The organism is Mesorhizobium sangaii (assembly GCF_014207355.1).
Lineage (GTDB): Bacteria > Pseudomonadota > Alphaproteobacteria > Rhizobiales > Rhizobiaceae > Mesorhizobium > Mesorhizobium sangaii.
Genome location: NZ_JACHEF010000002.1, coordinates 1,091,062 through 1,109,518, shown reverse-complemented (window position 1 = coordinate 1,109,518; position 18,457 = coordinate 1,091,062). Strand labels below are relative to the sequence as shown.

The 18,457-nt window shown below is 63.5% G+C and carries 16 protein-coding genes; 6 read left to right on the top strand and 10 right to left on the bottom strand.

What is annotated here, in order from left to right:
- Window positions 1–119 precede the first annotated feature (119 nt).
- From HNQ71_RS14470 to HNQ71_RS14455, 4 genes are all read right to left on the bottom strand, one after another.
- The gene (locus HNQ71_RS14470; protein WP_184873197.1) at window positions 120–1,517 is read right to left on the bottom strand and encodes an NAD(P)(+) transhydrogenase (Re/Si-specific) subunit beta; all 1,398 of its coding nucleotides are present in this window, start codon (window positions 1,515–1,517) and stop codon (window positions 120–122) included.
- Window positions 1,518–1,523: 6 nt separating this feature from the next.
- On the bottom strand, window positions 1,524–1,949 hold the full coding sequence (locus HNQ71_RS14465) for a proton-translocating transhydrogenase family protein (protein ID WP_210333878.1): 426 nt from the start codon (window positions 1,947–1,949) through the stop codon (window positions 1,524–1,526).
- Window positions 1,949–3,232, bottom strand: coding sequence for a Re/Si-specific NAD(P)(+) transhydrogenase subunit alpha (locus HNQ71_RS14460; protein WP_184873195.1), 1,284 nt, complete (start codon window positions 3,230–3,232; stop codon window positions 1,949–1,951). The genes HNQ71_RS14465 and HNQ71_RS14460 overlap by 1 nt, the downstream gene beginning before the upstream one ends.
- Before the next feature lie 85 nt (window positions 3,233–3,317).
- Window positions 3,318–3,542, bottom strand: coding sequence for an aa3-type cytochrome c oxidase subunit IV (locus HNQ71_RS14455; RefSeq protein WP_095082965.1), 225 nt, complete (start codon window positions 3,540–3,542; stop codon window positions 3,318–3,320).
- Window positions 3,543–3,791: 249 nt separating this feature from the next.
- Here HNQ71_RS14455 and HNQ71_RS14450 point away from each other — a divergent pair, with 249 nt between their 5' ends.
- Window positions 3,792–4,607, top strand: a complete 816-nt coding sequence (locus tag HNQ71_RS14450; protein WP_184873194.1) for an alpha/beta fold hydrolase — start codon at window positions 3,792–3,794, stop codon at window positions 4,605–4,607.
- An 8-nt stretch (window positions 4,608–4,615) separates the two neighbouring features.
- On the opposite strand, the gene HNQ71_RS14445 is transcribed toward HNQ71_RS14450, so the two are convergent.
- The 6 genes from HNQ71_RS14445 to HNQ71_RS14420 form a co-directional block, all read right to left on the bottom strand.
- Window positions 4,616–4,765: a DUF3096 domain-containing protein gene (locus tag HNQ71_RS14445; protein WP_019862764.1), complete on the bottom strand. Its 150-nt coding sequence runs from the start codon at window positions 4,763–4,765 to the stop codon at window positions 4,616–4,618.
- A 115-nt stretch (window positions 4,766–4,880) separates the two neighbouring features.
- Complete coding sequence (locus HNQ71_RS14440; protein WP_343068171.1) at window positions 4,881–5,588, bottom strand: N-acyl amino acid synthase FeeM domain-containing protein; 708 nt, start codon at window positions 5,586–5,588, stop codon at window positions 4,881–4,883.
- A gap of 247 nt (window positions 5,589–5,835) precedes the next feature.
- Window positions 5,836–8,151 carry a putative bifunctional diguanylate cyclase/phosphodiesterase gene (locus HNQ71_RS14435; protein WP_184873192.1) on the bottom strand — a complete coding sequence of 772 codons (2,316 nt, stop codon included), beginning with the start codon at window positions 8,149–8,151 and terminating at the stop codon, window positions 5,836–5,838.
- Between the two features lie 141 nt (window positions 8,152–8,292).
- Entirely contained in the window at window positions 8,293–11,772 is a 3,480-nt protein-coding gene (locus HNQ71_RS14430) for an indolepyruvate ferredoxin oxidoreductase family protein (RefSeq protein WP_184873191.1), read from the bottom strand.
- Between the two features lie 200 nt (window positions 11,773–11,972).
- Window positions 11,973–12,509: a hypothetical protein gene (locus tag HNQ71_RS14425; protein ID WP_184873190.1), complete on the bottom strand. Its 537-nt coding sequence runs from the start codon at window positions 12,507–12,509 to the stop codon at window positions 11,973–11,975.
- Window positions 12,502–13,113 carry a CGNR zinc finger domain-containing protein gene (locus HNQ71_RS14420; RefSeq protein WP_184873189.1) on the bottom strand — a complete coding sequence of 204 codons (612 nt, stop codon included), beginning with the start codon at window positions 13,111–13,113 and terminating at the stop codon, window positions 12,502–12,504. The genes HNQ71_RS14425 and HNQ71_RS14420 overlap by 8 nt, the downstream gene beginning before the upstream one ends.
- Window positions 13,114–13,255: 142 nt before the next feature.
- Here HNQ71_RS14420 and HNQ71_RS14415 point away from each other — a divergent pair, with 142 nt between their 5' ends.
- The 5 genes from HNQ71_RS14415 (at window position 13,256) to HNQ71_RS14395 (ending at window position 18,411) form a co-directional block, all read left to right on the top strand.
- Window positions 13,256–14,161 (top strand): branched-chain amino acid ABC transporter permease, encoded by a 906-nt coding sequence (locus HNQ71_RS14415; protein ID WP_184873188.1) that lies wholly within the window; start codon window positions 13,256–13,258, stop codon window positions 14,159–14,161.
- A 186-nt stretch (window positions 14,162–14,347) separates the two neighbouring features.
- Entirely contained in the window at window positions 14,348–14,932 is a 585-nt protein-coding gene (locus tag HNQ71_RS14410; protein WP_184873187.1) for a TRAP transporter small permease subunit, read from the top strand.
- Window positions 14,929–16,704, top strand: coding sequence for a TRAP transporter large permease (locus tag HNQ71_RS14405; protein ID WP_184873186.1), 1,776 nt, complete (start codon window positions 14,929–14,931; stop codon window positions 16,702–16,704). Before HNQ71_RS14410 ends, HNQ71_RS14405 begins: the two co-directional genes overlap by 4 nt.
- 19 nt (window positions 16,705–16,723) lie before the next feature.
- Window positions 16,724–17,752 (top strand): zinc-dependent alcohol dehydrogenase family protein, encoded by a 1,029-nt coding sequence (locus tag HNQ71_RS14400; RefSeq protein ID WP_184873185.1) that lies wholly within the window; start codon window positions 16,724–16,726, stop codon window positions 17,750–17,752.
- Between the two features lie 284 nt (window positions 17,753–18,036).
- Complete coding sequence (locus HNQ71_RS14395; protein WP_184873184.1) at window positions 18,037–18,411, top strand: VOC family protein; 375 nt, start codon at window positions 18,037–18,039, stop codon at window positions 18,409–18,411.
- Window positions 18,412–18,457 lie beyond the last annotated feature (46 nt).

Genomic DNA, 18,457 nt, shown 5'->3' with positions numbered 1-18,457 from the left:
GACAATCCCGTCGACGGGACGGGCAATCGTCATGGTAGCCCCGAAACGGCCGTCAAGCCAAGAAAAAGCCCGGCGCGAGGCCGGGCGTTTCTTGGCGTGTCTCTGCGCTGATCCGCCGATCAGTGATCCATGGCCTTGACGATTTCCTCGGTCATCTTCTTGGCGTCGCCGAGCAGCATCATGGTGCCGTCCTTGTAGAACAGCGTGTTGTCGATGCCGGCATAGCCGGAGCCGAGCGAGCGCTTGACGAACAGGCAGGTGCGGGCCTTGTCGACGTCGAGGATCGGCATGCCGTAGATCGGCGACGACTTGTCGTCGCGGGCGGACGGGTTGGTGACGTCGTTGGCACCGATGACATAGGCGACATCGGCCTGCGCGAACTCCGAATTGATATCCTCGAGCTCGAACACTTCGTCGTAAGGCACGTTGGCTTCGGCGAGCAGCACGTTCATGTGGCCTGGCATGCGGCCGGCGACAGGATGAATGGCGTATTTGACGTCGACGCCATTGGCCTTGAGCTTGTCGGCCATTTCGCGCAGCGCGTGCTGTGCCTGGGCGACCGCCATGCCGTAGCCGGGCACGATGATGACCTTCTGCGCGTTCATCATCAGGTAGGCGGCATCGTCGGCCGAACCCTGCTTGACCGTGCGCTCGATGCCGTCGTCGGCCGCCGCCGCCGTCTCGCCGCCGAAGCCGCCGAGGATGACCGAGATGAAGGAGCGGTTCATGCCCTTGCACATGATGTAGGACAGGATCGCGCCGGACGAGCCGACCAGCGCGCCGGTGATGATCAGCGCCAGATTGCCGAGCGTGAACCCAAGTGCCGCCGCCGCCCAGCCGGAATAGGAGTTGAGCATCGAGACGACGACCGGCATGTCGGCGCCGCCGATCGGGATGATCAAGAGGATGCCGAGCACCAGCGAGGCGGCGACGATCAGCCAGAACACCAGCTTCGATTCCGTGCCGACCAGAAGCACGATAAGCACGATCAGCGCGATGCCGAGTGCGGCGTTGATGAAGTGACGTCCGCCGATCATGATCGGCTTGCCCGACATGCGGCCGTCGAGCTTGAGGAAGGCGATGACCGAGCCGGTGAAGGTGATGGCGCCGATGGCGACGCCAAGGCTCATCTCGATCAGGGCCTGGGCATGGATATCGCCGGCAGTGCCGATGCCGAAGCTTTCCGGCGCATAGATGGCCGCGGCGGCCACCATGACGGCGGCAAGGCCGACCAGCGAGTGGAAGGCGGCGACCAGCTGCGGCATCGAAGTCATGGCGATGCGACGCGCGGTGATGGCGCCGACACCGCCACCGATGGCGAGGCCAAGCACGATCAGGCCAAAACGGCCGGCCGACGGGGTTGCCAGCGCCAGCGTGGTGGCGATGGCGATGCCCATGCCGATCATGCCGTAGAGGTTGCCCTGGCGGCTGGTGGTCGGATGCGACAGGCCACGCAGCGCCATGATGAACAGGACGCCGGAGACAAGATAGAGGAAGGACGCGAAGTTGGCGTTCATGGCGCTCTACTTGTCCTTCTTCTTGTACATGGCCAGCATGCGCTGGGTGACGAGGAAGCCGCCGAAGATGTTGACCGAGACCAGCATCAGCGCGACGAAGCCGAAGCCGGCGGCAACGCCGGAGGCGGCGATGCCGACGGCAAGCAGGGCACCGACGACAATGACCGAAGAGATGGCGTTGGTGACGGCCATCAGCGGTGTGTGCAAAGCGGGGGTCACCGACCAGACGACGTAGTAGCCGACGAAGATCGCCAGCACGAAGATGGCGAAGCGGAAGACGAACGGATCGATGGCGCCGCCCGACATCGCATGCGCTGCATTACCCGCAGCTTCGGCGCCGCCGGGCGCGGTCGCCATGTTCTGTACCGCCAGCCGAACGGCGGCGGAGGCCTGGTCGAGCTGGTCGAGGGCTTTCTGCAGGGTCTGATCCATCACGCAATGCCTTTCGACTTCGACGAGGGCGACTTGGGTGCGGCCAGCTTCTTGGGCGCGGCCTTCTTTGCAGCAGCAGGTTTGGCCGAAGCATCGGCGACCATGGTGGTGGCCGGGATCGCGGCGGGTTCGACATGAGGCTGCTGGTCGGCCTTGGCGAAGGCCGGATGAACCACCTTGCCGCCGTCGGTCAGCATGGTTGCCTTGACCAGATCGTCATCGCGGTTGATGGCAAGGGTCTTCGTCGTCTTGTCGACCAGCGTCTCGAGGAAAGCGAACAGGTTCTTGGCGTAGAGCAGCGAGGCGGATGCGGCGACGCGGCCGGGCACATTGAGGTGGCCGACGATCTTGACGTTGTTGGCCGTGGTGACGACCTTGCCGGCTTCAGCGCCCTCGACGTTGCCGCCGCGCTCGACCGCCAGATCGACGAGCACCGAGCCGGGCTTCATCGAGGCGACCATGGCCGCCGACACCAGCTTCGGCGCCGGCCGGCCGGGAATAAGCGCCGTGGTGATGACGATGTCCTGCTTGGCGATGTGCTCGGCGGTGAGTGCTGCCTGCTTGGCCTGGTATTCCTTCGACATTTCCTTGGCGTAGCCGCCCGCCGTCTCGGCCGCCTTGAATTCGTCGTCCTCGACCGCCAGGAATTTTGCGCCGAGCGAGGCGACCTGTTCCTTGGCGGCGGGGCGAACGTCGGTGGCGGTGACGACCGCGCCGAGGCGACGCGCGGTGGCGATCGCCTGCAGGCCGGCGACGCCGACGCCCATGATGAAGACCTTCGCCGCCGGCACCGTGCCCGCCGCCGTCATCATCATCGGCAAGGCGCGATCATATTCCGAAGCGCCATCGATGACCGCCTGGTAGCCGGCGAGATTGGCCTGCGAGGACAGGACGTCCATCGATTGCGCCCGGGTGATGCGAGGCATGAACTCCATCGAAAAGGCAGTGACGCCGGCCTTGGCAAGCGCCGCGACTGCGGCATCATTGCCGTAGGGATCCATGATGGCGATGACCGCCGTACCGGACTTGTAGCCCTTCAGCTCGGCGTCCGTCGGCCGGCGGACCTTCAGCACCACATCGGCCTTGGCGACATCGCCGGCCTTGCCGATGGCGGCACCGGCCTTGGCGAATTCCTCGTCGGGGATGCGCGACCTCGTGCCGGCACCGGACTCGACGACGATATCGAAGCCAAGCCCCGCCAGCCGCTTCACTGTGTCGGGAGAAGCCGCTACGCGCGGCTCGTTGGCATCGAGTTCACGAGGGATGAAAACCGTCTGTCCCACCGCATGATCCTTTCGGCCGGAAGCTGTTTCCCGCAAGACGCCGACCGGCCTCGCGGCGGCGCCGTGGACAAGGTGTCGGAAAAATCTATCGGAGGATAAAGGCGCCGGCGGCCAGAATCAGAATGAACAGGATGGTCGCCGAAAAGAAGCCGCCCGCAAAGAAGCCGAAAGCCATCGCCAGGAGTATGGCGCCGCAAAAGAGCGATCCGTATTTGGCCAGCATGAGAAAGCCCGCATAGGTGCGGTCATGCTCGGCATAGTCCATCTTCGCGCCCAGTTCGACAGGACCGGTCGGCGTGTGATCAGCCATAGCAATACCCCTTCGAAGACATCTTTCAGGCACATAGCGAAAAGCCGGGCCGAGAGCAATGGCGCTATTGCCGCATCGCAGGCGACAACTGCCTCAAAGGAAAATTGAAGCCGGCTCCCGGAGCCCGACCACAGTCGGCGCCAGCGCCCCTGTCAGCGGCACTGAACGCGTTGTGAGAATTTCACATTTTTCGGCGACATCAGGAAAGACTATCGTCGCCGACAGCATCGGGCGAACGCTGGAACCACGATGATTGCGCCGACACGAAGATTCGACTGGAACGGCACCGGCATCGCCTGGGGCAGGGCCGGCTCCGGTCCGCCACTTGTGCTCATCCATGGCACGCCGTTCTCCTCCCATGTCTGGCACCGCGTCGCCCCGGAGCTGGCGCGCGACCATACGCTGTATTTCTATGATCTTCCCGGATATGGGCGGTCCGACAAGCGGGAAGGTCAGGATGTTTCGCTGGCCATTCAGAACAAGGCGCTGGCGGCGATGCTGGCCTTCTGGGAACTTGAGAGGCCGAAACTCATCGCCCATGATTTCGGCGGCGCCACCGCCTTGCGCGCGCATCTGTTCGACGGGTGCGACTATGAAAGGCTGCTGCTGATCGACCCGGTGGCGGTGCGGCCCTGGGGCTCGCCCTTTGTCCAGCATGTCCGACAGCATGAAGCAGCCCTCGCCGGCGTGCCGGAATACATTCAGACTGCAATCCTGAAAGCGTATGTTTCGGGCGCAGCCGCGAGGCCGCTATCGGACAGCGAACTGGAACCCTACATCGCGCCCTGGACGGGACCAGTTGGCCAACCGGCTTTCTATCGCCAGATCGCCCAGATGGATCAGCGTTTCACCGACGAGATCGAGCCGCTCTACGGCGAGTTCCGCTGTCCTGTGGCCTTGCTGTGGGGAGAAGTGGATCGCTGGATACCTCCGCAGAGCGGCCACAGACTGGCGGCCCTGCTGCCTGATTGCGCCTTGACCCTTGTTCCCGGGTCCGGCCATCTCATGCAGGAAGATGCACCCGAGGCGATTGTCGCCGCGGCGCTGCGTTTCTTCGCCGGCTGACCGACCCTTCAGCCGGCAAGATGCGGGAAAAGCCCGAGCAGACCGACCACGATCAGATAGAGCGCGACAATGTAGTTCAACAGCCGAGGCATGATGAGAATCAGCACGCCGGCGATCAGCGAGATGAGCGGCGTGAGCGCGAGCTGCGAGATGTGCATGTGGGGTTCCTTCAAAGACTTCGCGGCGATGCCCGGGCGCGGCAGCGCTCTTGACGTCATCCAGAACGCGGAAGTGGCCGGAAAGGTCCAGGCGCTTCGCGAAAATCGCGCGGCCTCAGGCGGCTTCGCGATAATATTTCGCTGTCGGCACGATGGACAAGGGCGTCAATCGGTTGATGGCCGGATTGGCAAACATCAGCCGCTGTTCCGTCGGCGTCGACCTGAAGAATGGGAACCGTTCGAGTGTCAGGCGCATATTTTCGCCGGAAGGGATTTCGAACAGTGCGATCGGAGTAAGAACGCCCGGAAACTCTTTGCCCTCGGTCCTCTGCACGGCATTGAAGTAACGGGCATAAAAATTGGAATGCTCGATCTTGACCGGCGTAAGCACCGAATCCTGGCCAAAGTAGCGCGATGCCACCATGGCAAGCCTGAGTGTCAGAAAAGGCAGCACTCCGGGCGCCGGCGCGCTGTCGGGATCGGTTGCGAACCGGGTTCCGTCGATGAAGGTCTCTCCGCGGGCAAGTCGCTCGATCAGTATTTCCGGATAGGCATCGACGGAGGGCGAATACGGGTGCTCGCTGGAAATGTAATGGAAGCGGATCGTGCTGACCAATTCGCCATAGCAATAGACACCGAACCGGTAGGAATTGGGCAGATTGTCCCAGCGATCCTCGAACATCCCGCTGTCGATCGGACCGCACATGCCTGAGCGCAGGTAGGATTTATAGCGAAGTCGGTAGATCGCCTCCAGATCCTCGCCGCCTGTAATAAGGCGATAATCGACATGCTCCAGCAGTTGCATGATCGATCGGTTCAACACCGAATCCCCGGCTGCACTGGCCCCGCCAGACGCACCCCTTACAGCTCGTGCAGCATCCATTATCTGTCCTCGAAATTCCGCCTGCGGATAGGCTATTCGAGCTGAAATGAGACACAAGCTGAAATTGCGATATTGTTGATTTACCTTCTGTTAACGTTAACGGCCCGACGTCCGTTTGAAAATGTCTACTGGTGAGTAACTCGCGTGAGGAGGAGGCCGCCAAGGGCCAACTTCGAAAACTACGATATTAACTGGCTGTCCGTTTGCCGGTGAGACGCAGGTCAGCGACGAACGGCCAGGTGGCACTCGACATCGTCTCGATACCCGACGCGCTAAGCGCGGCGCCAAAGAGGAAGCCTTGCACGAGATCCGGTTTGACCTGCAAGGCCAGGATCTTGAGCTGTTCGAAGGTCTCTACACCTTCGACGGTCACGGAAAGTCCGAGCGGCCGTGACAAATTGACAATGCCCTTGAGCAGTTCGAGCGAGCGGCTGTTCTGAGTGACGTCTATCAGGAACGAACGGTCGATCTTGATCTTGTCGAGCGGCAGCTTGTGCAGGTAGCTCAAGCTCGAATAGCCGGTGCCGAAATCGTCGAGCGCAATGCGCACGCCAAGCTGCTTCAGCTCCTCGATGTACTGGCGCGTCAGCGACTTGTCGTCGAGCAACGCCGTTTCGGTGACCTCGATCTCCAGCCGACCGGCGGCGAGGCCGGAGTTGATCAACGCGTCACGAACCTTCTGGACGACGTCGCGGCTGCGGAAATCCTTGGCGGAGAGATTGACCGAGACGCTCGTCTGGTCCGGCCATTTGGCGCATTCCGTGCAGGCCGCCTGCAGCACGAAGGTGCTGATCTCGGAAATGATGCCCATTTCCTCGGCCAGCGGAATGAAGATGCTGGGCGAGATCGGCCCGAGATCTGGATGATCCCACCGGCACAGCGCCTCGCAGCTGGCGATACGCATGGTGTTCATCGCCACGATCGGCTGATAGACCACCCGCAGGGCCTTGCTTTCCACGGCGGTGCGCAGATCCGCCTTCATCAGCTGACGGTTGCGGAAGGCGGCATCCATCGAGGCCTCGAACAGCCGCCAGCTGTTCTTGCCGAGTTCCTTGGCCTTGTAGAGCGCCAGGTCCGCCTTGACGATCATGGCGTCGACATCGGTGTCCTTGACCCGCGACAGCACCGCCCCGCCGCTGGCCTGGATGCGCAGCCCGTGACCGGCGACGTCGACCTCTCCCTGCAGGCCGGCGAAGATCTCGTCGAGCTGGCCGGTAAGATGGCTCTCGTCCTCGACGCGGTCGAAGAAGACCATGAATTCGTCACCGCCGAAACGGCTGACCGTGATGCCTTGCCCGGCAATGGCGGCAAGGCGCTCGGCGACGGCGTAGATCAACCCGTCGCCGATTGGGTGCCCAAGCGTGTCGTTGACGCTCTTGAAATCGTCGAGATCGAGCACTGCCAGCCCGCAGAGACGGTCGCCGTCGCCGGACGCCATGGCCTCGCCGACCAGTTCGTGGAAATAGGCGCGGTTGGGCAGCCCGGTGAGGTTGTCGTAGCGGGCCATGAAGCGGATCTTGTCTTCCGCCTCGACACGGGCGGTGACGTCCTCGAAGGTGATGACGCCCAGCTCCTGGCTGCCCTCGCGGGCCGAGAATTCATAGTGCTGGCCGTTCGCGAGCGAAACCAGCACCTTGCGGTCGCGGCCTTCGCGCAGGGCGCGGGTCAGCTGGGCCTCGATATAGCGGCAATCCTTCGGCGCCAGCATGCCGCCGGCGACACCGCGCATCAAAAGACCGTGGATCGACCGCCCGAGCAGCGCATCCGGCGACTTCAGCGACATCAGATGCGCGGCCTCGGCATTGGCCACAGCCACACGGCCGTTGGGGCCGAGCATGACAAGGCCGTGCGACATGGTGTTGAGCGCGCGATCGAACCTGAGCGCGAGCTTCCTTGCTTCCTTGTGGCCGATGACCGCCGAGAAAAGCACGTCGCGGACGTGATCGGCACTGTTGATGGTGACGAAAGTCAACGGGATGATCATCAACCCGAGAACGACCGAAGGGACATCCATGCGCAGCAAGAGTGCAAGTGCCGCCGGACCAATGAAGGTCACGGAAAAAATCCGCACCATGCGCGGAGATCCGTAGTTCCGGCCAACAACCGTGACCAGGGTGGCAATGGCCAGCGACGTCGCGGCCAGTTCGGCAAAGGGATCTGGATACACATAGATCGAAATGAAGCATAGCGCGCCCAACCCGAGGCCCTGCAGGCTGCCCTTGAGGATGTAGTTGCGTTCCCAGCGCCGCGCCTCGTCGACATTGGCTATGACACCGCCCGCCTTGCGGAAGGCGCGAATGCCGAAGTAACGGAAAAGGCTGATGGACAGTAGAGTAAAAGAGAAAGCCAGGAACAACGGATTGTGCGTGCGAAAGTAGATCATGAATCCGAGGATCCAGTAGCACACGCCGCCAATCACCAGCATGTGGGCGTTGTCGAACAACGACCGCACAAACTGGATATAAACATCCGGTGGGATGTTTTCGGTCTTTGTCCTGCCCATATCGTCGGCCCAACGCTAAGCCCTGTCATGCCACGTCCGCCTTAAGAAAGGCTTAGAACAGTGGTTTCGGCTCGGTTGCCGAGGGTGCGCAGATGCAGGATCGGCTGGGAAACTGGGCTTCAGGTAAACAAGGCGTATCGATCATTCGGCAGCCTGAAGTTTCGGCCGTGCCGGCGTGTTCGACAGACGTTCGAGCAGCCTTTGGCGTTCGCCGGCGGCCTTTTCGGCGCTGGCCTGGCGGACGTGGCCATAGCCGCGAATGAGAGCCGGCAGCGAGGCAAGGGCAATTGCGGCATCGACCCCGGCCGGCGCCAGCGATCCGGCGACGAGGTCCAGATCCGCCTCGTACTGCGCAAGAAGCTGCCGCTCCCTCCGCCGCTCGGCGGTGTAGCCGAACAGGTCGAAGGCGGTGCCGCGCAGGCCCTTCATCGCCGCCAGCAAGCGAAAACCCTTCATCATCCAGGGGCCGAAGCTCGATTTCCTCGGCGTGCCGTCATTGCCGCGGCGGCCCATGATCGGCGGTGCGAGATGAAATTCGAGTTTCTCGTAGCTCTGGAACTGCTTGCCCAATTCGGCGGCAAAGGAACCATCGGTGTAGAGCCGCGCCACCTCGTACTCGTCCTTGATGGCCATCAGCTTGAACAGGTTCCTGGCGGCAGCCTCCGACACCGCGGTCGAACCGGGCACGGCCTTGGCTTCGGCTGCGCGCAAGACGGCGATCCTTTCGGCATAAAGCCTGCCGTAGGCGGCATTCTGGTAGGCGGTCAGGAAAGCGACGCGGCGGGCAATGATGTCATCCAGCGTCTCGGCGATCGCGGCGGTCTGTCCGGTCTTGCCCGGCTGGGCGACGAGGCCGCGCACGAAATCCGGCTGATGGGCGGCACGGCGGCCCCAGCGGAAGGCGGCGATGTTCATCGCCACGGCTTCGCCATTGAGCTCGATCGCCTTCTCGACAGCCTCGGCCGACAGCGGCAAGCCGCCGTGCTGGAAGGCAAAGCCGAGCATGAACATGTTGGCGCCGAGCGAATTGCCGAACAGCGCGGTGGCGGTGCGTGTGGCGTCAAAGAAATGCGCCTTACCGTCGCCGGCGGCGGCGCGGATCGCCTTCTTCAGGCGCTCGATCGGCAATGAGAAATCGGCCGACCGGGCGAATTCGCCGGGCATGATCTCGGCGGTGTTGGCGAGAAAGATGGTGTGGCCCTCGCGCACCGCCGTCAGCACTTTCTTGGCGCCCGACACCACGAGATCGCAGCCAAGCACGAGATCGGCCTTGCCGGCCGACACGCGGATGGCGTGGATATCGTCAGGGGTGCGGGCGATGCGGACATGGGTGAACACCGAGCCACCCTTCTGGGCGAGGCCGGCCATGTCGATCATGCCGCAGCCCTTGTCCTCGAGATGGGCCGCCATGCCGAGCACCGCACCGACAGTGACGACGCCGGTGCCGCCGACGCCGTCGATGATCGCCGCCCAGCCCTGCTCGCCAAGCGGAAATTCGGGGGGCGTCGGCACGCCGTCGAGCGGGTCGGCCTTGCCGGCCGTACCCTCGGCCTTGCGGATCTTGGCGCCGTGCACGGTGACGAAGGACGGACAGAAGCCGTTGACGCAGGAGAAATCCTTGTTGCAGCTCGACTGGTCGATCCTGCGCTTGCGGCCGAATTCGGTCTCGACCGGCTGGATCGAGACGCAGTTCGACTGCACGCCGCAATCGCCGCAGCCTTCGCAGACCAGTTCGTTGATGAAGACCCGCTTGTCGGGATCGGGAAAGGTGCCACGCTTGCGGCGGCGGCGCTTTTCGGCCGCACAGGTCTGGTCGTAAAGCAGCACCGACACGCCTTTGACGCCGCGCAGCTCGCGCTGGACGAGATCGAGGTCGTCGCGGTGATGGATCGTGGCGCCGACCGGGAATTCGGCCTTGCCGGCATATTTGTCCGGCTCATCGGTGACGATGGCGATGCGGTCGATCCCTTCGGCGCGCACTTGCCTGGCGATCATGTCGACGGTCAGGCCGCCTTCGTGCGGCTGGCCGCCGGTCATGGCGACGGCGTCGTTGTAGAGTATCTTGTAGGTGATGTTGGCGTCGGTCGACAGTGCGAAGCGGATCGCCAAAGTGCCGGAATGGTTGTAGGTGCCGTCGCCGAGATTCTGGAAGATGTGGTCGCGCTTCGAGAACGGCGCCTGGCCGACCCATTGCGCGCCCTCGCCGCCCATGGCGGTGAAGCCGAGGGTGTTGCGGTCCATCCACAGCGCCATGAAGTGGCAACCGATGCCGGCAGCGGCGATCGAGCCGTCCGGCACCTTGGTCGAGGAATTGTGCGGGCAGCCGGAACAGAAGAACGGTGTGCGCGAGCCGATGTCGGTGGCATCCGCAAGCATCGCCTGGAACTGGCGCAGCTTTGCCACCCGCGCCGAAATCTCTTCCGACGGACCGATCGTCCGCACGATCCTCTCGCCCAGCGCGATGGCGATCTCGTTGGGGTCGAGCGCGCCCTTGGCCGGAAACAGCCAGTCGCCGCGCTCGTCCTTCTTGCCGACAATAACCGGCTGCGAGGCCGTGCCGTAAAGGCTTTCGCGCAATTGCACCTCGATCAGCGAGCGCTTCTCCTCGACGACGACGATGGTGTCGAGGCCGCGGGCGAAGTCGGCGATATGCTGCAGGTCGAGCGGCCAGGGACAGCCAACCTTGAACAGCCGCACGCCGATGCGGTTGGCGGCCGCCTCGTCGATGCCGATGTCCTCCAGCGCCTGGCGGACATCGAGATAGCTCTTGCCCAGCGTGATGATGCCGAGCTTCGGGTTGCGGCCGCCCGAATAGACGATGCGGTTCAGCCCGTTGGCATGGATAAAGGCGGAGGCAGCGGCGCGCTTGTATTCATGCAACCGCTCCTCCTGGCCGAGCATGTCGATCTCGTGGCGGATGTTGAGGCCACCGGGCGGCATGTCGAAATCGGGCATGACGATGTTCAGCCGTTCGAGCGAGGCATCGACCGAGGCCGTCGATTCGATGTTGTCCTTGACGCATTTGATCGCCGCCCAGGTGCCGGCAAAACGCGACATGGCAAAGCCGTAGAGGCCGTAATCGATGATCTCTTGGACGCCGGCCGGGTTGAGGATCGGCACCATGGTGTCGACGAACAGGAATTCGGTGGCGTGCGCGTTTGTCGATGATTCGGCCATATGGTCATCGCCCATCAGGGCGAGCACACCGCCATGTTTGGACGAGCCGGCGAGATTGGCGTGACGGAACACGTCTCCCGAACGATCCACGCCCGGCCCCTTGCCGTACCAGACCGAAAAGACGCCATCATGGGTGCCCTCGCCCAGCAGTTCCGCCTGCTGCGATCCCCAGCAAGCGGTGGCGGCAAGCTCCTCGTTGAGGCCGGGCTGGAAGACGATATCGGCTTGGCCGAGCTGCTTCTTGGCCTTCCACAACTGCATGTCGAGGCCGCCGAGCGGCGAGCCGCGATAGCCGGAAACGAATCCCGCCGTGTTCAGGCCGGCGCGGCGGTCGCGCTCGCGCTGCATCAGAAGCATGCGGATGACCGCCTGCGCACCCGACAGGAAGATGCGCTCCTTTGCGAGGTCGAACTTGTCGTCGAGCGCGACATCATGCAGCGTCATCAGGCATTTCCTCTGCGGAGGCCGCGTGGGAACAGGCAGCCAACGTTCGGAGTCGGATGACGCATCCTTTCTCCCCTTGCAAGGCAGGTCAAACAAAATCGAAGGTGCCAGGCGACGCGCAACGAACGGTCCGCGGCGATCCCGAATCGGGTGCGAAACCGATCCACGGACGCTGCCTAGCGCACTAAAATTTCTGCGCGTCAGATGCCTTTCGAGCAATCCGGCTTCGGTTCGCCCGGCAACTTGCCGTCGGGATGGCCGACGAGATCGGGATTGGCCGTGTAGAGCTGATCGATGACCAGCGGCCGGTCGGGCAGCACCGACTGGTCCTCCGTCGACATCAAGGTGGTGTCGATCTTTTGCAGGATGGCGCCATCGGCGCCCTTGATGCTGATGGCAATCGCATAGGGTTTGTTCTTGACGACGCAGGTCAAGGCCGGGCTCTCCAGGGTCACCTTGTCGAGCTTCGGCCAGACCTTCTGCTCGACCACCAAAGGCGCACCGCCGGCTGGATCCTGGAAGCTGGCGACCGCCACCTGGCCGTCTCCCATGGGTTTTAGCGGCCGCAGCGTGACGACATAGGTTGCCCTGGCGAGACGGTAGTTGAAGACGAATATCTTACCGGAAATCTCGAACAGCTTACCTTCGTCGTTGCCCGTGTCGCGGCAGGCACCGAGCGCAACGGCGGCAATCAGCGCAGCGCCTACAACGATCGAGCGGGAAAGACTTCTAAGCATCCTTGACCTCATTGGCCGCCATGCGGCGGCGACGATAGTGACGACTTGCCTTCTGACGGTTGCCGCATACCGCCATATCGCACCAAAGACGGCTGGAATTGCGGCTTCTGTCGACGAACAGCCAGGTGCAGTTGGGACAGATCCTCAGCCTTGCGACGGTGTCTTCGCGCAGCAGCGACAGGGCGGAAACCGCCAGGGCCGCCTCGAAGGCGATCGGTGTCACCGGGTCGCCGAACGGCCTTCCCGGCGCCCCGATTTCTGTCTGGCTGCCAGCCAACCCCTCGGCGCAGGCGCTCAGGAACCCGGGCAGATCGGCGGTAGCAACCGTGCCTTTCGACACCGCGCCACGAAACAGCCGGTCCGTCGCCTCGCGGATCGACAGCACGACGGGCGCGATTGCCACGGGCGACGATACGGCCAGTTGTCGGTCGCCCAGCTCGGCGGCGCGAAAGCGGCTCGCCGCATCGGCAAAGCGGGCGATCTCGCCCGGATCATCGAAGCGGTCGAACGTTTTCTCCGGATCGCCGCGCAGCACGACGGTGTTCGCCGTGTCGAGCGCAAGCAGGCCGCCGGTGAAGCGGTGCGGGGTCCAGGATACCGTCATGCCCAAAATCTAACCGATAAATCGCATTTGACAAGTTAGATTCGGCGATGCAACCTTCGCAGGGATGCGGTCCCCCGCAGCCTTTTTGAACATGTCGTCGTCACGTCAGTTGCTTCTGGACGGCATGATCCGAGGGTTTTGCATGCTCTATTTCTTCCAGCAGGTGCTGAACGGGCTGCATTCGGGAGCGCTCTACGCGCTGCTCGCCTTCGGCTACGTGCTGACCAACGGCATCCTGCATCGCACCAATCTTGCCTATGGCGCGCTGTTTGCCTTTTGCGGCCAGACGATGATCCTCACCGCGGCCTTCGGCTATCAGGTGCTGTGGCTGACGCTGCTGGCTGCGGTGACACTCGGCATCGTCGCGGCTTTCCTCTATGCCGCGCTGGTCAGCTACGTGCTGTCGCGCAGCGTCTTCGAACCGTTGGCCGACCGCTCGCCCAATGCAATCGTGGTGACGACGCTCGGCATCCTGCTTCTGTTGTCCGAGGCAAGCCGCATCGCCGCCGACACCCATGATCTGTGGCTGCCGCCGATGCTGGCGCAGCCCGTCATTTTCGCGCAGGACGCAACCTTCAAGGCAACCTTGACGCTCATCCAGCTCATCGACTGCACGGTGGTGCTGGCGGCAATCGTGCTGGCTGCGTGGGCATTTGCCCGCTCGAGCTTCGGCCGGCGCTGGCGCGCCGTCTCCGATGACCCAAAGGCGGCCGCCATGTGTGGTGTCGACGTGCGCGCGGTGTTCCGGCATGCCGTGCTGTTCGGCGGTTTCTGCGCCGCGCTGGCCGGCGTCATGGCCGGCCTCTATTACGGCAATGTGAGCTTCGGCTCCGGCCTCGTCTACGGCTTGAAGGTCCTGTTCGTGACCGCGGTCGGCGGCTATCTCTCGCCGCCGCGCGCCGCACTCGGCGCGGCCGCCTTCGGCATGGCCGAATCGCTGTGGGCCGGCTATTTCCCGGTCGAATGGCGCGACGCCTGGATGTATCTGTTCCTGGTCGCCATGCTGGTGCTGATCGGCGCCGGCCGCGACACCAGCAAAATCGCCTGAAACCATCAGACTTTGGTTGCATGACGCCGGGGCAGACCGCCAATATCCGGACCTGCCCCCGATGCGATGACGTTTGCTGCCTCCATCCTTGTTGACCGGTCCGGCCACGCGCGGCATACCGTTGGACCACGCGGCGTGACGGACCTGAGGGGGAAGCCGGCACGCCTCCGGCACAGGGAGGAATGCATGGCAGGGCTTCTCGCTCTATCCAGGACCATTGATCGCGCGAACGAATTCATCGGCAAATGGGTGTCGTGGCTGATCCTGCTGGCGATTTTGGTCAGCGCTGCCAACGCCATCATCCGCAAGATCTTCGACATATCCTCGAACGCCTGGCTCGAGCTGCAGTGGTATCTGTTCGGCGCCGCCTTCATGCTGGCCGCCGCCTATACGCTGAAGCAGAACGAACATATCCGCATCGACATCGTCTACGGCATGTTTTCACGCCGCGTGCAGCACTGGATCGACCTGCTCGGCCACATCCTCTTCCTGATGCCGTTCGTGACGCTGATGGTGATCTATTTCGTTCCCTATGTGTCGCTGTCGTTTCGCAGCGGCGAGATGTCCAACAACTCCGGCGGACTGATCATCTGGCCGGCCAAGGCCATCCTGCTGGTCGGCTTTTTCCTGCTCGCTCTGCAAGGCATCTCCGAGATCATCAAGAAGATCGCCATCATGCGCGGCGACTTGGACGACCCCAATCCATTCATATCGGCACATGAGCAGGCCGAACTCGAAGCCAAGGCGCTGGCCGACGAGGTGCGCTCATGATGGAGTTGATCGCCCAGAACATGGCGCCGATCATGTTCGCCTCGCTGATCATCTTCCTGCTGATCGGCTACCCCGTCGCGTTTTCGCTGGCCGCCAACGGCTTGATGTTCTTCTTCATCGGCGTGCTTCTCTCGCCCTATTCGGGTGGATCGATCAATCTCGCCTGGCCGCTTCTGCACGCCCTGCCGGATAATTTCTACGGCAGCCGGGTGATGTCGAACGACACGCTGCTTGCCATTCCATTCTTCACCTTCATGGGCATCGTGCTCGAGCGATCGGGCATGGCCGAAGACCTGCTCGACACGATCGGCCAGCTGTTCGGACCGATCCGCGGCGGACTTGCCTATGCGGTGATCTTTGTCGGCGCGCTGCTAGCGGCAACCACCGGTGTGGTGGCGGCATCCGTCATCGCCATGGGCCTGATCTCGCTGCCGATCATGTTGCGATACGGCTATGACCGCCGGCTGGCATCCGGTGTCATCGCGGCATCCGGCACGCTCGCCCAGATCATCCCGCCGTCGCTGGTGCTGATCGTGCTGGCCGACCAGCTCGGCCGCTCGGTCGGCGACATGTATGCGGGCGCGCTGATCCCGGGCCTGGTGCTGACCGGCCTCTACGCGCTCTACATCCTGATCATGTCGATCGTCCGGCCGGCGTCGGTGCCGGCGCTGCCGCTAGAGGCTCGCACGCTCGGCCACGGCGTTCTGTCGCTGCTGGCGGCATTGCTGGTCACGTTGGTGGTTTCCTACGCGGCGTATCGCTATCTCGCGCCGGCGCATGGCGACAATGCCGACATTCTCGGCGCCACTGCCGGCGTGCTCTTCATCTACGTCGTGGCAATTGCCGACAAGCGCCTGAACTTCAACATGATGTCCAGGCTGGCGCAGCAGGTGATCATCGTGCTGATCCCGCCACTAGCGCTGATCTTCCTGGTGCTGGGCACCATCTTCCTCGGCATCGCCACCCCGACGGAGGGCGGCGCCATGGGTTCCGTCGGCGCCTTGATCATGGCGGCGGCAAAGGGGCGGCTGTCGCTGGATGTGGTCAAGCAGGCACTGACCTCGACGACGCGGCTGTCGTCCTTCGTCCTGTTCATCCTGATCGGCGCGCGGGTGTTCTCGCTCACCTTCTACGGCGTCAACGGCCACATCTGGGTCGAGCACCTGCTGACCTCGCTGCCGGGCGGCGAAGTCGGCTTCCTGATCGGCGTCAACATGCTGGTCTTCTTCCTGGCGTTCTTCCTCGACTTCTTCGAACTCGCCTTCATCATCGTGCCGCTGCTGGCGCCGGCCGCCGACAAGCTCGGCATCGACCTGATCTGGTTCGGCGTGCTTCTGGGCGTCAACATGCAGACCAGCTTCATGCACCCGCCCTTCGGCTTCGCTCTGTTCTACCTGCGCTCGGTCGCGGCGCGCGTGCCCTATCTCGACCGCATCACCGGCAAACAGATCGCACCGGTGACCACCGGACAGATCTACTGGGGTGCGGTGCCGTTCGTCTGCATCCAGGTGATCATGATCGGGCTGACCATCGCCTTCCCGCAGATGGTGATGCATTACAAGGGCACGGTCGTCGATCCCGGCACGATCGACTACAAGGTGCCGGAAGTCCCCGGCCTGTCGCCGCTTGGCACGCCGCCGGCCGACGGCGGCACGGCGCCGGCGGCTCCTGCCGCCCCCGATCTGTCGCAACCACCGAGTTTCGGCGACACGCCGCCGGCCAAACCGGCGGCCCCGCAGCCGGACCTGTCGCAACCACCAAGCTTCAACTGAGCCCGGCATGGCCAGGAGCATGAAAGCGGTACGACTGGAAGCGGTGGGCAGCATCGCCCTGCGCGAGGTCGACAAGCCCGACATCGGGCCGGATGAGCTTCTGGTGCGCGTTGAAGCCTGCGGTGTCTGCGGCACGGACCGGCATCTGTTCCACGGCGAATTCCCGTGCACGCCGCCGGTGACGCCCGGGCATGAGTTCTCCGGCATCGTCGAGGCGATCGGAAAATCCGTCTCCGGCTTTGCCGTTGGCGACCGCGTCACCGGCGACCCCAACATCGCCTGCGGGCGTTGCGCGCACTGTCATGCCGGGCGGGTCAACCTCTGCAGCAACCTGCGCGCCATCGGCATTCATCGCGATGGCGGCTTCGCCGAATATCTTGCCTTGCCGCAGAAGCAAGCCTTCATCCTGCCTGCCGGCCTGAAGCCGACGCATGGTGCCTTCTGCGAACCGCTCGGCTGTTGCCTGCATGGCGTGGACCTGGCCGAAATCCGGCCAGGCAGCTCGGTGGCCGTGCTTGGCGGCGGCGTGATCGGCCTGCTCACCGTGCAGCTGGCGCGTCTGGCCGGGGCCACGACCATCATCTTGTCGACCAGGCAAGCCTCGCGGCGCGCGCTCGCGGAGGAGCTCGGGGCAACGGCGACGGTCGATCCGACCGCCGCCGATGTCATCAATACCGTCGCCGGGCCAACGGGCCTGGTGCCAGGCGGTGTCGATGTCGTCTTCGAATGCGCGGGCGTGCGGGAGACCGTCGAGCAGTCGATGCGGCTGGCCCGCGCCGGCGCCACGGTCGTCATCGTCGGCGTGACGCCGCAAGGCCTGAAAGCGGAATTCGAGCCCTTCGACCTGCTGTTCCGGGAATTGAAAGTGCTCGGCTCCTTCCTCAATCCCTACACGCATCGCCGCGCCGCCGAACTCATTGCATCGGGCACAATCGAGATCGACCGGCTGATCTCCAGGCAGGTAGCGCTCGAAGACGCCGCAGCGGCGATCGCCAATCCGCCGGCGCCCGGCGAGGTCAAGGTGCTGGTGGTGCCGCACCCGGGCTGAGCTGCCCGGCTGCGACTTGGCCTCGCGCGCTTGCCGGCAACCCATCGATCGGCTATTGGGTGCGCGCCGAAAAAGACATGACCGGTTCGGTAGTCCGGTCTCTTCCGTTTTTTAACGGAGGCCTGTTCGCCGCATGATTTGCGGGAGAACCCACGGCCGGCAAGCGAGGCCGAAGCCCGCGAGCCGGTTGGGTCATGTCCGGATTTCCTGATGCCACGGCCCCGCCGGTTCACGGTCTGCAGCCACGCCTGTCTGCGCTTCAACCAACGACAGGACAGAGGACCATGAAACTGAACCATGCCAATCTCATTGCCACCGAAGTCGCGGCTCTTGCCGGCTTCTTCACCAGCCATTTCGGCTTCGAGCTTGTCGCCATGCGCGGCAAGGATGCCTTCGCGGCTCTACGCGGAACGGATGGCTTCAACCTCAACCTGATGATGCCGGGCAAGGGAGAGGCAGCCAGCTATCCCGATGGTTTTCACGTCGGCTTCTTCGTCGGCAAACCGGACATTGTGCACGCAAAGCAGGCCGAGCTTGCCGATGCGGGCCTCGCGCCTGGCGAAGTCCAGGAGCTGACGCGAGGCGGCGTCAATTCGACCACCTTCTACTGCCTAGCGCCAGGCGGAATACTGATCGAGGTGAGTTCCTCGCCAGCCTGAAAAGAAAGACCCCGGGCGAACAGGCCCGGGGTCTTTCTAATGATGC

What these genes read in the sequence shown, in the direction of transcription:
- HNQ71_RS14470 (WP_184873197.1), bottom strand. Translation starts at nt 1,517, where the DNA reads ATGAACGCCAACTTCGCGTCCTTCCTCTATCTTGTCTCCGGCGTCCTG.
- HNQ71_RS14465 (WP_210333878.1), bottom strand. Translation starts at nt 1,949, where the DNA reads ATGGATCAGACCCTGCAGAAAGCCCTCGACCAGCTCGACCAGGCCTCC.
- HNQ71_RS14455 (WP_095082965.1), bottom strand. Translation starts at nt 3,542, where the DNA reads ATGGCTGATCACACGCCGACCGGTCCTGTCGAACTGGGCGCGAAGATG.
- HNQ71_RS14450 (WP_184873194.1), top strand. Translation starts at nt 3,792, where the DNA reads ATGATTGCGCCGACACGAAGATTCGACTGGAACGGCACCGGCATCGCC.
- HNQ71_RS14445 (WP_019862764.1), bottom strand. Translation starts at nt 4,765, where the DNA reads ATGCACATCTCGCAGCTCGCGCTCACGCCGCTCATCTCGCTGATCGCC.
- HNQ71_RS14435 (WP_184873192.1), bottom strand. Translation starts at nt 8,151, where the DNA reads ATGGGCAGGACAAAGACCGAAAACATCCCACCGGATGTTTATATCCAG.
- HNQ71_RS14430 (WP_184873191.1), bottom strand. Translation starts at nt 11,772, where the DNA reads ATGACGCTGCATGATGTCGCGCTCGACGACAAGTTCGACCTCGCAAAG.
- HNQ71_RS14425 (WP_184873190.1), bottom strand. Translation starts at nt 12,509, where the DNA reads ATGCTTAGAAGTCTTTCCCGCTCGATCGTTGTAGGCGCTGCGCTGATT.
- HNQ71_RS14420 (WP_184873189.1), bottom strand. Translation starts at nt 13,113, where the DNA reads ATGACGGTATCCTGGACCCCGCACCGCTTCACCGGCGGCCTGCTTGCG.
- HNQ71_RS14415 (WP_184873188.1), top strand. Translation starts at nt 13,256, where the DNA reads ATGCTCTATTTCTTCCAGCAGGTGCTGAACGGGCTGCATTCGGGAGCG.
- HNQ71_RS14410 (WP_184873187.1), top strand. Translation starts at nt 14,348, where the DNA reads ATGGCAGGGCTTCTCGCTCTATCCAGGACCATTGATCGCGCGAACGAA.
- HNQ71_RS14405 (WP_184873186.1), top strand. Translation starts at nt 14,929, where the DNA reads ATGATGGAGTTGATCGCCCAGAACATGGCGCCGATCATGTTCGCCTCG.
- HNQ71_RS14400 (WP_184873185.1), top strand. Translation starts at nt 16,724, where the DNA reads ATGAAAGCGGTACGACTGGAAGCGGTGGGCAGCATCGCCCTGCGCGAG.
- HNQ71_RS14395 (WP_184873184.1), top strand. Translation starts at nt 18,037, where the DNA reads ATGAAACTGAACCATGCCAATCTCATTGCCACCGAAGTCGCGGCTCTT.